The 14118-nt window shown below is 41.4% G+C and carries 13 protein-coding genes; 4 read left to right on the forward strand and 9 right to left on the reverse strand.

Going from position 1 to position 14118, the window contains the following annotated elements; all coding sequences use genetic code 11:
• Positions 1-15: 15 nt before the first annotated feature.
• The 7 genes from AC6HZ4_RS25970 to AC6HZ4_RS26000 form a co-directional block, all read right to left on the reverse strand.
• Complete coding sequence (locus AC6HZ4_RS25970) at positions 16-1044, reverse strand: capsular polysaccharide export protein, LipB/KpsS family (protein WP_497492773.1); 1029 nt, start codon at positions 1042-1044, stop codon at positions 16-18.
• An 859-nt stretch (positions 1045-1903) separates the two neighbouring features.
• The gene (gene tagH, locus AC6HZ4_RS25975; protein ID WP_497492774.1) at positions 1904-3496 is read right to left on the reverse strand and encodes a teichoic acids export ABC transporter ATP-binding subunit TagH; all 1593 of its coding nucleotides are present in this window, start codon (positions 3494-3496) and stop codon (positions 1904-1906) included.
• Positions 3497-3509: 13 nt separating this feature from the next.
• The gene (locus AC6HZ4_RS25980; protein ID WP_497492775.1) at positions 3510-4316 is read right to left on the reverse strand and encodes an ABC transporter permease; all 807 of its coding nucleotides are present in this window, start codon (positions 4314-4316) and stop codon (positions 3510-3512) included.
• 458 nt (positions 4317-4774) lie between these two features.
• Positions 4775-5776 carry a rod shape-determining protein gene (locus AC6HZ4_RS25985; RefSeq protein WP_497492776.1) on the reverse strand — a complete coding sequence of 334 codons (1002 nt, stop codon included), beginning with the start codon at positions 5774-5776 and terminating at the stop codon, positions 4775-4777.
• Positions 5777-5938: 162 nt separating this feature from the next.
• Complete coding sequence (gene spoIIID, locus AC6HZ4_RS25990; RefSeq protein WP_129727545.1) at positions 5939-6211, reverse strand: sporulation transcriptional regulator SpoIIID; 273 nt, start codon at positions 6209-6211, stop codon at positions 5939-5941.
• A gap of 515 nt (positions 6212-6726) precedes the next feature.
• On the reverse strand, positions 6727-7206 hold the full coding sequence (locus tag AC6HZ4_RS25995) for a hypothetical protein (protein WP_497492777.1): 480 nt from the start codon (positions 7204-7206) through the stop codon (positions 6727-6729).
• 217 nt (positions 7207-7423) lie between these two features.
• Positions 7424-7582, reverse strand: a complete 159-nt coding sequence (locus AC6HZ4_RS26000) for a hypothetical protein (protein ID WP_497492778.1) — start codon at positions 7580-7582, stop codon at positions 7424-7426.
• A gap of 175 nt (positions 7583-7757) precedes the next feature.
• On the opposite strand from AC6HZ4_RS26000, the gene AC6HZ4_RS26005 reads away from it, so the two are divergent.
• On the forward strand, positions 7758-8360 hold the full coding sequence (locus AC6HZ4_RS26005) for a CBO0543 family protein (protein WP_497492779.1): 603 nt from the start codon (positions 7758-7760) through the stop codon (positions 8358-8360).
• A gap of 94 nt (positions 8361-8454) precedes the next feature.
• On the opposite strand, the gene spoIIQ is transcribed toward AC6HZ4_RS26005, so the two are convergent.
• A complete protein-coding gene (gene spoIIQ / locus AC6HZ4_RS26010; protein ID WP_497492780.1) occupies positions 8455-9369 on the reverse strand; it encodes a stage II sporulation protein SpoIIQ in 915 nt (304 codons plus the stop codon).
• A 335-nt stretch (positions 9370-9704) separates the two neighbouring features.
• Here spoIIQ and AC6HZ4_RS26015 point away from each other — a divergent pair, with 335 nt between their 5' ends.
• On the forward strand, positions 9705-10424 hold the full coding sequence (locus tag AC6HZ4_RS26015; protein WP_497492781.1) for an SIR2 family NAD-dependent protein deacylase: 720 nt from the start codon (positions 9705-9707) through the stop codon (positions 10422-10424).
• Positions 10425-10573: 149 nt separating this feature from the next.
• Here AC6HZ4_RS26015 and AC6HZ4_RS26020 read toward each other — a convergent pair whose 3' ends face one another.
• Positions 10574-11008, reverse strand: coding sequence for a DMT family transporter (locus AC6HZ4_RS26020; protein WP_497492782.1), 435 nt, complete (start codon positions 11006-11008; stop codon positions 10574-10576).
• A 216-nt stretch (positions 11009-11224) separates the two neighbouring features.
• Between AC6HZ4_RS26020 and AC6HZ4_RS26025 the strand changes: the two genes are divergently transcribed.
• Complete coding sequence (locus AC6HZ4_RS26025) at positions 11225-12991, forward strand: diguanylate cyclase domain-containing protein (RefSeq protein WP_497492783.1); 1767 nt, start codon at positions 11225-11227, stop codon at positions 12989-12991.
• Positions 12992-13681: 690 nt separating this feature from the next.
• On the forward strand, positions 13682-13804 hold the full coding sequence (locus AC6HZ4_RS26030) for a hypothetical protein (protein WP_497492784.1): 123 nt from the start codon (positions 13682-13684) through the stop codon (positions 13802-13804).
• Positions 13805-14118: the final 314 nt, after the last annotated feature.

Here is a 14118-nt window from a genome sequence, read left to right on the forward strand (position 1 = left end):
CATATATAGCATAGACTACAAAGTAAGACGTTGCACGACATTTTTCGCTGTAGCCTCACTCGAAGAGTTAATCGTTCCTTCTACCTGATAGTGAAACCTTAGGTAGTATAGAAACTTAGCGATTCTTTCCTTGTTCACGTTCTTGCTGAAAACCTTCTTTAATGCAGCGTATAGCTCGTTAGGAGAAGAGCAGTGCTCTACAATCCCTTCAATATTATAAAACGCATCGCCAAGCGTGATAACACGCTTATACTGCGCTAGTGCTTCTATTCCAACCGTAGAATTAATCGTAATAACTGCTACGGCATTTTTAATCAGTTTTTTCACATCATACTTTTGGACAAATATAACTTCCGGCTTGTCCGCATATCTTTTCTTTAATTGCTTATAATTATTTCGAGGTAAATCCTCAGGATGTTCTTTTACAATAATTTTTAAATTGCTATTGTGTGCTTTGTTGTACACACTTATAGCATTATACACGTAATCCAATAATTCTTCCATATCTTTTACATAAGGTGAATTATAGAAAATTTGGGTATCCCTTGAAACCTGAAAAGGAAGAAAAACGTATTTTTCAGGCAAATCAACGGAATCCGGCTTTCGATAGCGAAAGATTTGTTTATATATAAAATACTTCATGGCCTGCCATAGCGTAATATGCACATAAAAGCTCGGATGCAGTCCTATCAGACTGCCAAACATACTGACTGCCTTAACTGCCGCAACCTTCCAAAGGCTTTCCTTATGCCGATTTAGAAAAATTGGATTTTCCGGCTTGAACAAAAAATGCTCCAGCCTTTTCTTATCGATCTGTAACGCATCATAAAATGCGGCAGACCTTGGCACTGATGCCTTGGCATTAATGCCTGACGGATCGCATGTTACCGTATAAGGGCGAAATAACCCGTCTTCAAAGTAATAAATTTTGATATTTCTTTTCTCTGCAATATATTTTGTCACTTGATCAATCCAATGAAAACCATTAAACAAACAAATGACTTCAATATTATACTGTTCAATAAACCGATCAATAAAGTACATATACTTCTTATATATATATAAAGCTCTTTATGAGACACTTGTTTCTTTAAGATTCTTTGTCTGTAGGTGATATTATAAATTGGCATAGAAAGAAGTGTCTCATCTGTAATTGGATAGACCTGTTGAGACACCTTAAACGGAGCAAATGCAGATAATATGTTGCTTTTGAATAACAATTCGCCCAGCTCAAATTTAATTTGATAGCATGTATGGCCATTTTTTTGCAATTCATTTGCAATATCGAGAAAAAATTTCTTATTTCGATTTCCTCTCAGAAATAAATAATTTGCCATTTATACCTCCAACTTCACTTACAAGCTCGTTGTTTCTTTCAACTGGGCTCGAAAGCAATCATATCGAAATTCAATCAATCTGTAAACACAATCACGCGTGTTAATTTTTGTAATAAACCATGAAAAAGCTTTCAATTATAAAGTGCATCTTATTACTTTCTCTTTGGAAATACAGCATACAAATAACACTAAACTCTACGGTGAGTTCGTACGAATTATGCTTCATTTCCAACGAGAAAGGGAAAAGGCCGAAACAACAAGATTTGCTTGCTCAAACAACACAAAGGTATCTTATCTATAAGAGTGAATAAAATATTTCAAAATAATTCCATTTCAAAAACATTTCAACCAATCGTGTACGCTCTAGCTATAAAAGGCAGCAGCAATTTGTATCTGCATTATATAAATATTACAAATTTATACGAACATCATACACAATCCCTATGCAATTTACAACTATGTAACGGAAAAGATACTTGAAGCTTCCATATGCTCGAACGATATGTGCAGATACACCTCCTTCCGAAGATTTCTATTCGAAATAAAGGTGTATTCTGCGGTAATTATTATTTTTTTATTATAGTGAATTGGAGACTATCTGACTTCTCACCGGATTTGGCCGTTACATAATAGCTGGCTGTTTCATAAAAGTACGCATCCCCGCTTACTAAGGAAGGCTCTCCAAGCTGCTGCTTCAAATCAGTCAAGTCCATAGAGGCATCCATGAACCGTACCTCCTTTACAGCTTGTCCGGAAATCACAAATCGAACATTGTCCGAATCGGCAATCTGCTGGCCTTTAGCTGCTGGCCTTAACTCAGAAAGCTCTCCTTTGTATCGTTCCTTCATTTCGTCCCATGTTTCTCCTAAATAGGCGGCAAATCGAAGCGGAGCTGCACCAAATTGATTGCTGAATGTACTGTCTAAGACGCTTAGCTTTTCATCAGGAAGAGGCGGCAGTGAAAGCTGTGTTAAAAATTGCGAGCTAATCCACCCCGTCTGTCCCGATGCGGTTGTGATTTGTGACCATGTACCATCCTTTACGGGATCCTTCTCCTGTCCCTTGACGAGGAATACCTCCCCAAAGTTTGCAACGTCAAGCTTTGCTGCTTCAGAGCCCGGCTCTTTCCGGATTAGCACTTCGCTTCCATTTACAGCAAAGCGTGATGGCTCTGATGACTCCTTTGCTGCTTCCTTCACAGCTTCTTGTTGCTGCATGGATGTTTGTATCGCCTCAGCTTTTTTCTGCTGCTCCACGCCGTCCTTATATTGCAGCATGGCGGTAACTCCTGCAGCCGCTGCTAATACACTGAAGCCCTTGACAGCTGCTCTCTTTTTTCTGCTTCCAAGAGTCGGTGACACACCCAAATGATCCTGTTCCAGCGCTTGCCTTTGATACTCTTCTCTCATGCGCTCTTTTTCCTGCGTTGTTAGCTTGCGGTATTCATCTACAAAAGCTTTGTAATGGGCAGCCACTTCATTCAAGTCTCCAAATTCTCTCAATTGACCGTAATGAAGCCATAACGCCTTCGTACAAAACTTTCTAATCTGAGACAGGGAATGGCTGATAAAGAAAATGGTTTTTCCTCTTTCTTTAAATTCCTGCATTTTCTCCAGGCATTTATCCGTAAAGGATTGATCTCCAACAGACAATGCTTCATCAATCACGAGAATATCCGGGTCAATATTAACGGAAATAGCAAAACCGAGACGCGCCTTCATTCCGCTTGAATATGTTTTCACAGGCTGGTTAATAAATTTCCCGATTTCAGCAAATTCGATGATTTTAGGAGTGATTTTTTTTATATGCGCTTTCGTCAGCCCCATCATCAAGCCCTTCAGCTCAATATTTTCGAGCCCTGTTAATTGCGGATTCAAGCCCGATGAAATCGCGATTAACGCCGCTGTTCCCTTAATATCGATCTGACCCTTATTCGGCATTGTAACACCTGCAATGAGATTGGAAAGCGTACTTTTTCCAGATCCGTTCAATCCAATAATCCCAACAATTTCACCTTCGTTTACCTCAAACGAAATGTTGCTCAAAGCATAATGGTATTCTCCCGTTTCTTTGCGGGAAAATAAATCCTTCAGCTTTTCAGAAGGCTTGTTGTACATCTTATATTTTTTTGTAACATTTTTAAACTGCACTTTATACATGGGCTTTCACCTTTTATAAGTAATCAATAAATTGTTTTCGAAATTTAATATGAAGCATTGCCCCCAGCATAAAAAGAAGCAATACAATACCCCAAAAGTATAAAGTATAGCTAGAAGCAATAATAGATACATCCTGGTATACTAAAGCTCCCCTATATACTTCAATCAGGTAGTAAATCGGATTAATTTGAATAAGCAATAGAAATTTCTCTGGCATGGTTTCCTTCGGCTCCCATAAAATCGGAGTCAAAAAAAACAGCATACGTGTCGAGGATTGGACAAGCAGCGCAATATCCCTTACAACTGTCGCCAAAGTAGAAGTAACGAATGCAACCGCTATTAAGAAGCTAAACGTTGCCGCTACCCCATATACAACTCCAAACCAATGCCACGTCGGCAATCCTTGACTAGCGATAATAGCTACAAACAAAATACTAAGCAAAATCAAATGAGAGTAAAGCTGTGCTAATATCACATAGGTCGGAATAACGCTAAGAGGAAAATTCATCTTCGATACCGCACTTAGACGGGAATGAACTGAATTCGTCCCTCTCCCAATGCCATTGTTAATAAAAAACCATGGAATTAAGCCGCAAAGCATCCATATTAAAAAGGGTACACCGTTTACGGCAGCCCCTTGGCGAATGCCCAGGCCAAATACAATCCAATATACAGCTACTTGCAAAGCCGGAGCAAGAAACACCCAAACGTTGCCAAGCACATTTGCCGCATATATTTTTTTTGCTTCATACAGAGAAAGACGCCAGATTAAATATAAGTTTTGTAATTGTTCCTGAAATACTGTTCTCAACGCAATCATACTGTAACCACTTTTCTTTGTAATGCTTGATGTATTATATTATCCTGTTTTACCTTCATCTTCATACCCTTTATTACCTCATCGAAATTCCTTTTTATTATGCAATAGAAATACTTTCTTCTGAATACAGAAAATTTTTCATTTTCTATACCTATGCTAAGAGACTTTTCTCACAGCACCCTTGTTCATCCATATCACACAATCCTGCTCTTCCTAGCTTTACCCTCATGCTGATTCTACACAGGCTCTGCTGTCACACCAAATAGATTAACATAAAAACCATTTCTGTCATAGCTTTACAAAAAAGTAACAGGAAGTCATGGTGCGCATTCCATATGTATTTGGTTTGATTTTCCTGTTTATTTCAACGCAGCATCATTCGTAATATATAAGAGAGTCTAATAAAAAAATTGACCTAACAAGCACATAACGCACCTGTCAGGTCAATCTCTGTTCCCTTAGATCAAACTGCGCTTTGGCAGCTTATCGATATTATCAAGCATAATGCCCGTTCCGATTGCAACGCATTGCATCGGATCCTCTGCAATTAACACCGGTACCTTTAATTCTTCCGCAAGCAACATATCAATGCCGTGCAGCAGTGCACCGCCGCCCGTCAGGATGACACCGCGGTCAATAATATCAGCAGATAACTCAGGAGGCGTACGTTCTAGAACACCTTTGGCAGCTTGTACAATGACAGCCGCATTTTCCTTGAGCGCCTGTTGGATTTCTTCTGAACCAACTGTAATCGTGCGCGGCAAGCCTGATACCATGTCACGTCCGCGAATATCAATCTCTTCCTTACGTGCACCTGGGAATACTGTGCCGACCTTAATCTTAATTTCCTCCGCAGTCCGTTCTCCAATTAAAAGCTTGTATTTACGCTTAATATAGCTTAGAATTTCTGAATCAAACTTATCGCCCGCCATTTTTATGGAGGAGGAGGTTACGATATCGCCCATCGAAAGCACCGCGATATCTGTTGTACCCCCTCCGATGTCCACAACCATGTTCCCGCTTGGCTGAAAAATATCCATTCCGGCTCCAATCGCAGCCACCTTTGGCTCTTCTTCCAAGTACACCTTTTTTCCGCCTGATTTCTCAGCTGCTTCACGAATGGCTTTTTGTTCAACCGATGTAATATTCGTTGGGCAACAGATTAAGATACGAGGTTTAGATAAGAAGCCTTTCACATTTAATTTATCAATGAAATGCTTCAGCATTGCTTCTGTAACCTCAAAGTCTGCAATTACTCCGTCTTTCAGCGGACGAATCGCCACAATATTGCCAGGTGTACGTCCTACCATGCGTCTTGCTTCTTCACCTACTGCCAATACTCTTCCCGTATTGCGGTCAATTGCGACAACAGACGGCTCATTCAATACAATTCCTTTACCTTTCACGTGAATCAATACATTGGCCGTGCCAAGGTCGATTCCAATATCTCTCGCAAACATTCCTGCCAAATCCTCCTTGGTTATTTCACTCATATCGAGCACCGAATTCTTTTCACACCTAATTTAAGATTTTATCATAAGTTTTACGTAAACGTAACAAGTGTATTAAGATTTTTCGATTAATGCTTTTCAAGGTGGACTGGAGAGTTTGCGGGAATCTCCTTATTGCCGTACCGTTTTTTCCGTTTCTTCCTTGCGGTATTTCTGCTTTGTTGCTTCCCCGCCGCGAAGGTGGCGAATCGATTTATGGTAATCTAAAATCTCCTTCACTTCATTTGCGAGCTCAGGATTGATTTCAGGCAGCCGTTCCGTTAAATCCTTATGAACGGTACTCTTTGATACGCCAAATTCCTTCGCAATCACGCGAACCGTTTTTCTTGTCTCCACGATATACTTTCCAATCTTGATAGTTCTCTCTTTGATGTAATCGTGCACACCACTCGCCTCCCTGAAATGGATGTGAGAAGTGTGAAATGAGACTCGCTGCACTGTACATGGAAGTAAGTTCGAGTGTGGGTCATAAGTCTTCGAATCCTTGCTGTTTATCATGAAATGTTCCACGATTTCTCACCTCAAACACTCTCTTTGTTGAGTTTATTCCGCGCTCATTGTCTGCAGCCCGGTTGGCTCGACAGCCATTGGATAGCCGTCTCACTTTATAACATTGTATTGTGCGTGTTCGAGTTATATGCTACAATGAGTGCATTTTTGCGGACTAAGATGACAAAAATTACAAGTTTTTATGAGAAAAGGTGAATTTTTCTTGAAAATTTAGAGGAATGTTGAGAAGGACAGTCTCTAGGTAAACAAAAAGAGCCTGCTAAACCGAGGTTTACACGCCCTTGTACAAGCTATCTTCTACTTCGCATGGATTTCGCAAAATGATACAAAAAAAGCGGAAGCGTTAAAAAGTGAGCTTGTTTATATTTCATTCTTAATCAAACGTTTGATTAAGAATGAAATCGTTCCATTCTTGTTTCGGTTTCTATTGGTGTTTGATGAATGCGCCAAAAGGCAAGTGCTTTGCTGAGGGCTTGGAAGGCTTCGTCACGATCCTTATCCTCCTTGAACGAAAGGGAAATCTCGTCTCCCATTGTCATCTTTACTTGGATGAAATAGGTTTGTACATCGGTTTTATATAGAAAATAAGCATAGATGCCAAAAAGAATGCCGAGAATAGCCCACAGAAGGTTCACCTCCTGTTCAATCAGATCCCTGCCAAACAGCAGCGCAAACATGACAGCTACGATACTCCACAGGATCTCCCAGCGCTTTCGTTTCTTACTTTGGTCTTTTCTGATGCTTGCAATATAGTTTGTGGAATACACACTGCCCTTTGCTGTAATACGAACATTCGTAATCTCAATCCCTGAGCCTGGATGATTTGGTTTTGGATAATATCGTTCTTCCCCGTCCAGCAAATCCGTCATCTCGCTCCCCCCTTTGCCTCTATTATACAGGGAAACCATACGTGTTTCTGTACATAAATCAAAAAGCAAAATCGGCCTTTCACTCGCGGCAGGGGACAATTCTCAAACGATGAGGCGCTTTTTGACTTTTACGGGGAAGGTTATTTGACTGCGCGGAGCTAGGCGCTGATTCTCCAAAAAGTATCCTTTCCTAAAAAAAGGCACTGCCAGAGTGCCATCAGCGGCTTCGTTCCACGGCTTCATCGTATGGTTCCTCGACCAAATACTGCGGTGAATGCTTTGCATCCATCTTAGAGTCGCCTGTAACGAGCCAGTAGAGCGCAAACATAATAAACCAAAATACGATACCTACCGCAATAGCAAAAATAAGAGACATCCCTATATTCCTCCTTTTCTTACTATGTATATGTAGGCATAGAGCCCAGATTACAGAAAAAATGTATAAGCAGGCTGCGAAAAGCGGAATTGGACCATTTGGCATAATAAGCACCTTTTATTTCGTGATTGTTTGGTTAGAATAAGTAGCAAAATATTAGAATGCGGTGTTGCTCATGACTTATTTTATTTTTGATTTTTTAAATCTATATGTTCTAAGCTCCATTTCCTTAAACGAAGTGCTAGAAGTAGAGAGAAAATTTTATGAAACGCTTCAAGCCTATTGGCGTGCTCACAATTACTTAACTCCAAAATGGTGGTTCTTAGTCATCCTAAGTTTTTTGCCGCCGCTTATTTGGTGGAAGCTGGTTAATAAAAAGCGAATAATAGAAATAACATCATTCGGTTTGTTCTATGGTATTGCTGCGACTATTCTTGACTCGATAGGAAGCAATGCTTTGGTATGGACATATCCTGTTCGTCTTACCCCTTATTTGTACCCGCAATTATATCCTTACGATATTGGTGTTGTCATCATTCCTTTTATGCTCGTGTATCAAAGATGGGGAAGTGATTTTAAAAGGTTCTTTTTCTTTACGGGTCTGCTGTCAGCATTTCTGGCTTTTGTAGCAGAAGTATTTATGGAGTGGCTACATGTATATAAGGCAATAACATGGAAGCATTTTTATTCTTTTCCCATTTACTGGATACTAGGTTTAATTTGCTGGTCTATTCTCAAGTATTTCATGAAGCTGGAAGGAACTGATTCAAAAAAGTAATAATGCCGCAGTAAAATGAGATATAATTGGTCATATTGCAGCAAGAAACAGAGCCAAAAAATATCCCCTGAGGTCAGCCCTCAGGGGATATTTTTTATGGTGTTGTACTTTCTCCAGCTTCAGAAGAAGATGTGTCGCTTTGAGAAGATGTACCTTCTTCAGTTGTTTTCTTCTCGCTGCTGTCAGAGGATGTGCTATCCTCTTCAGTTGTTTGCTTCTTGCTGCTATCAGAGGATGTGCTATCCTCTTCAGTTTGCTTCTTTTCGTCCTTAGCAGGCTGCTTTTCTTCAGCAGGCTGATTGCTGTTTTCCTTCGCCTCTGTGCTCACTTGCTCAACTTTAATATCAGCAACTGATTTTTCAAAGTAGCTTTCCGGATTTACCGCAACATTGTCCTTGCGAATTTCGAAGTGAACGTGGTTGCCCGCTTCTTTGTTCAATTCGTTCATACCTGCTTGACCAAGCACATCGCCTTGCGATACTGTATCGCCTTGCTCTACCTCCAGCTTAGACAAGCTTTGGTAGAATGTTGTAATACCATTTCCGCTTTCAACTGTGACAACATAGCCGAGCAATGCATCCTTCTCTGCTTTTGTTACTGTACCGCTTACCGCAGCTGTTACATCAAATGCTGAACCGTCCTTCGCTGCAAGGTCAATACCTGTGTTAGCAGAGTATGTGTTGTTATAGAATACGAGTGCTTCTTCCTGTTCTTTTGCATTTGCTTTGTCGTCATAGAATTTCGTTTTCACTACAACCTGATCTGCATCAGCTGCCGGCATTTTCACGATTTCCGACGGATTCGCTACCGAGATAGTCGGATTGTCCTGCTGGCTGTATGGGGCAGATGGCTTTTGGCTAAGCTGCTTCGGATCCTTCGATGCTTGATACCAAAGGGCTGCCGTCAAAATAATTGCTGCACAAGCGATATAAAGGGTTGGAAATACCCAGCGCTTTTGAAATAAGCGCACTACCTTTCGAGAAGATTGTTTCTTTTCTCCATCTCTCATTCTATCATCACCTCAGCAATCATTTTGAACAATTTTCCAACAAACTATACACGCCTAACTAAGTATTTTTCGACTTTTTCAGATAAATATGCATGAAAAGCTGTAGAATTTCCGAGGAAATAGATGAAAGCTGCTGCGGAGTGTAGATTTTAAGTGAATTTATCCGTAAAATAGCGCGAAAATCCTTTGTTTTTGTATAACTTCTCTCTTTTTTTCTTAAAGAGGAATTCTGTTACAATAGAGTTAGACAAGACCCGTTGGACATGTCACAGAAACCAGACAGACTAATGAATACTAGCAGTGATTTTGATTAGATTTGAAAGGGGGCCTGTTCGTTGAATCAGGCAGAGCAACTAGCGGCGCTAATGCAAGGCGCAAAGCACATGGTTGTGTTAACCGGGGCAGGCATGAGCACAGAGAGCGGCATTCCCGATTTTCGTTCATCTGAAGGCTTATGGAAAAAGTACGATCCGTTTACCGTCTCGCATGTTGATACAATCGATAACGATTACGACGCCTTTCATAGCTTTTATGGGCAGCGTATTGCACAGCAGCTCCAGAGCATTTCGCCAAATGAAGGGCATAAGGTATTGGCACGCTGGGAGGCAGCAGGTACATTAAAGTTTCTCGCAACGCAAAATGTAGAGAATTTACACCAAAGGGCGGGAAGCAAGAATGTTGCCCAGCTGCATGGCAGCCTGGATCATATTTACTGCCATCATTGCGGGACACCATCGACGCTTGAGGCATTCTTAGAGAAGAAGCCATGCTCATCATGCGGCGGAAGGCTTCGGCCGGATATCGTCCTATTTGGGGAAATGCTGCCTCAGGACGTATGGGGCAAGGCATTTTCAGAAATCGCCCGCTCTGATTTACTGCTTATCATCGGGACGAGCCTGCGCGTATCGCCGGTCAATCAATTACCGCTTGAGGCAAAAGGCAAGATTGCGATTATCAACATGGATGAGACGCCATTCGACGACCGATTTGACCTCGTCATTCATGGCAAGGCGGCTGAGGTACTGAAGGAAACGGACAGGCTGCTTAGAGCATAAAACCGCTAAACAAAAGGACTGCTCCGAAGCGGGTTTAACCCATTTGGAGCAGTCCTTTTTGGATTTTTGCTGCTTTTCGTCAGCCTTGCTGCTGCAGCCAGCCTCCCTCCTACAGGCTATGGCAAAGTGTACAAGCTGCAATCTCTATCTTATTTTTTGTAGAATATATACACAGCCGCCCCCATTAAAAGCAGCGCAACGATACGTTTTCCTTCAAGCGGAACGTGCTTTCCGCCAAACAACGCAAAGTGGTCAATAATTGCCCCCGTAAACAGCTGCCCGAAAATAACGGCAATGAGCATTGGCGCTACTCCGACCTTGGGTACAAGAATAACGGTAGCGCATACATAGAAGGCTCCAAGCAAGCCGCCTGTTAGCTGCCACTTCGGAACGGTCCATATGGAGGAGACGCTCCCTTTCCCAAATATAATCATAACGAGCCAAATGGCGAGAGTACCAACGGCAAATGAGATAAACGCCCCCTCCAGCGCGCCAACCCGCTTGCCGAGACCGCCGTTAATTGCTGCCTGCACGCCCAGTGCAATTCCGCCTCCAAGTGCGATAATTGAAAATAGCCAATTCATCTATTTATCCCCCTGTTATCCCTAATCACTCTTATTATATCGCCTCATTCATATTTCACATAGTAAAGCATTCTGAGGCGCCCCTACAGCCTTTTATAACCTGCGCAAGTTCGCCTGATTTTTCTAACAACATTTTTCAAGCGGGTGTTTTCACACAGGCTGCGGCATACTATAACATATCGCAATTTTATGCTTTTGAAAGGAGGAAGGCCGCTCTTGAATACTCAGGATTTACAAAACACACCGAATCTTTCTAACTTTATTGCTTCTCCTCGCCAAAGGAGAAACGTTCGCTTAATCGGCCTTATCATTCTTTTACTTTCCTTATGCATGATCCCTTATGCACAGCGGCCCTTTATACAAATCGGCCCGTTTTTGCCCATGTTTATTACCGCTATTTATATTACATATATACTCACTGCCTATCTCTTATTTTGGCAGTTCAGGACAAGCCGGGAGCTTCCTTCGCTTGTTTTATCTTTAACCTTTTTCTACTGCGGCTGCATTATCTTGCCGTATATTTTAACGGTCCCCCGGGTATTTTCGGCTACTGGATGGCTAGGTGCAGGTTCGCAGACAGCCGCATGGCTTTGGGTATTTTGGCACCTTGGATTTCCTTTCGGGCTGCTGCTATATGTATGGAGCCATTATGTATCCAAAGGGAGCATAGTGAAGGGTAAGATATACCATTTACTCCCATATATCCTGTATACAGGCGTGATTCTTCTCGTAATTGGATTAGTTGTGCTTGCTACAAAATTTCATGATCACCTGCCGGTCCTGATTCGTCCAAATGGGCGTCATCGCTTAAATGCGTCAGGAATCGGTCCGGCTCTTTTACTATTCAATGTAATAGCATTTGCCTTTATACTGCGGCTCGCCCGTACGAAAACGATTCTTCATGTATGGCTGACATTATCTGTTCTCATATTTCTCTTAGATATTGGCATTACCTTGCTTGCCGGCAGCCGCTATACGCTGGGCTGGTATGCATCACGAGTAAGCAGCCTCCTTTCAGCTGCAGTCATATTAAGTACCTTTGTATATGAGACCAACCGCCTATACTCCGTATTATCAGAGAGCGAGCAGCGCTACAAATCTCTATTTGAGCAGCACCCTGATGCCGTCTATTCCTTGGATTTGAACGGACGCTACGTCAGCTTAAACCATGGCTGCGAAGTTCTATCAGGCTATACGAAGGAAGAGATAAAACGAGGAAGGCCAAGAGATCTCATTGTTGGTGAGGAGCTGAGTCGAAACCTGCTTTACTTTAACCAAGCAAAGCAAGGAATTCCGCAAAATTTTGATACAGTCATCATCAAAAAGGGGGGACAGCTAGTTGATGTGAATATTACCCTCATCCCTATTGTTGTCGACCATGAGATTATAGGAGTATATGGAATTATGAGAGATATCTCCGAGCAAAAAAGGGCACATCGCATGCTTCGCGAGCTTTCCTTTACAGATGGCCTTACCGGATTGTCAAATCGCCGCTTTCTGGATGGCTACCTACAGCAAAGCTGGAAGCTGGGGCTGGAGCATTCCGCTCCCCTCTCCATCATCTTGTTTGATATTGATTTCTTCAAACGGTATAACGATTATTACGGCCATCAAGCCGGCGACAGCTGCTTGCAGCTTATCGCAAAAACAGCAGAGGAATCCATCATACATAGTACCGATTTAGCAGCGCGGTATGGAGGAGAGGAGTTTTGTATCGTTCTCCCGTATACGTCTTTAAAAAATGCTTTGATTGTAGCAGAACGGATTCGAAACAATATCGAGAAGCTGCAGCTCCCGCATGCGGACTCTGAGGTTTCCAACGTGGTAACCATCAGCATGGGAGCTGCCAGCATGATTCCAAGTTCCTTATCGACTGTAGATGATTTGATTGCACAGGCGGATCAAGCGTTGTATCAGGCAAAGCAGCAGGGGCGGAATCGGGTTATTTCCTATCAATCCTTATCTTCGCAGTCCCTTTCATAACAGCAGAAAGCCCGTGGAAGGATCCTATGGGCTTTCTTATACAATCACTTTTTGGACGCCGTCCTGCCTGTAACATAGCCTTCCATTTCTTTACAATTATTCAGAATTCTTAGAAAATTTATAATATTTAGTATTTACAAATCTCCCTTTTCCTTGTATGATAAGTACAAGCAACACACACTACCTCAAAAAAAGAAGGAGATGCCAGTGAAGTAGTGAAAGGCGAAGTGTACAGAAATGTACCTGGGAAAAGGAAAGCAAATCGAACGAAAGAAAAGGTGATGCTGATCAAGTGAGCAAAATGAAAAGATATAGTGAGGCAACAGAAGTAATTTCTAGAAAAACTCTCTAGTCACGCGGGGGTGGTCCTCCTCATAAAAAACAATTGAAAGGATTTTAAATATAATGAATGAAGAAATAGTGTAAGCGGCCTTGTGATTCCTAAAGGGATGAACAAGGCCGCTTACTGTCGTTTCCTAATATATTTTTATGTTTAAGCTAGAATGTTTCTGTCAATTAAGCTATGCATGCTTTGTCAGTATGAATACTACTCAATCTGTATGTTGAATACAAAAACAACCAAAATATTTTTATTTCTATATAAAATAATTTAATCCCATTGCCTTAGTTCAGAATATATTTTTCATAGCGGAAAATACTAAGCGAAAATTTGAGGAAAGAGATATTATCATGCAAACGATTCAACCAATTACAATAAGTTCAAATGAATCAATCTCCAAAGAAAAACTTACATCAGCAGAAGTGGGCAAACTTTGGGCAGCATATATGGGAAACAGCATGCCAACATGTTAGACAAATATGAATACAAAAAAATTATTATGGATCACGGCTCCTTCAGGCCTCAGCCAATTACTTAATCGCAGGTACCTTAAAGAGCTAATGTTTATTTTAATTTAGAAGTCTAATTATTAAAGCTCAATCCAATCACGCGGTTCCTTGACGAATTTTCAGTACAAAAGATATACTAACTTACATAAAGTAACTAAAATAATGATAGAGGCCGTTCATTTCCGAGACTGCCGTGTTCTATGTCATAGCCGCGCGGATGTCTCAAATTGAACTGTCTAGACTATATGAACACAGCATAACTGTACAAAAACCACCTG

This window comes from Ectobacillus sp. OTK, from assembly GCF_059698935.1.

Bases quoted from the DNA above. Each gene is read 5' to 3' on its own strand.
- AC6HZ4_RS25970 (WP_497492773.1), bottom strand. From the start codon at position 1,044: ATGTACTTTATTGATCGGTTTATTGAACAGTATAATATTGAAGTCATT.
- tagH (WP_497492774.1), bottom strand. From the start codon at position 3,496: ATGTATAAAGTGCAGTTTAAAAATGTTACAAAAAAATATAAGATGTAC.
- AC6HZ4_RS25980 (WP_497492775.1), bottom strand. From the start codon at position 4,316: ATGATTGCGTTGAGAACAGTATTTCAGGAACAATTACAAAACTTATAT.
- AC6HZ4_RS25985 (WP_497492776.1), bottom strand. From the start codon at position 5,776: ATGTTTGCGAGAGATATTGGAATCGACCTTGGCACGGCCAATGTATTG.
- AC6HZ4_RS25995 (WP_497492777.1), bottom strand. From the start codon at position 7,206: ATGACGGATTTGCTGGACGGGGAAGAACGATATTATCCAAAACCAAAT.
- AC6HZ4_RS26000 (WP_497492778.1), bottom strand. From the start codon at position 7,582: ATGTCTCTTATTTTTGCTATTGCGGTAGGTATCGTATTTTGGTTTATT.
- AC6HZ4_RS26005 (WP_497492779.1), top strand. From the start codon at position 7,758: ATGACTTATTTTATTTTTGATTTTTTAAATCTATATGTTCTAAGCTCC.
- spoIIQ (WP_497492780.1), bottom strand. From the start codon at position 9,369: ATGAGAGATGGAGAAAAGAAACAATCTTCTCGAAAGGTAGTGCGCTTA.
- AC6HZ4_RS26020 (WP_497492782.1), bottom strand. From the start codon at position 11,008: ATGAATTGGCTATTTTCAATTATCGCACTTGGAGGCGGAATTGCACTG.
- AC6HZ4_RS26030 (WP_497492784.1), top strand. From the start codon at position 13,682: ATGCAAACGATTCAACCAATTACAATAAGTTCAAATGAATCAATCTCC.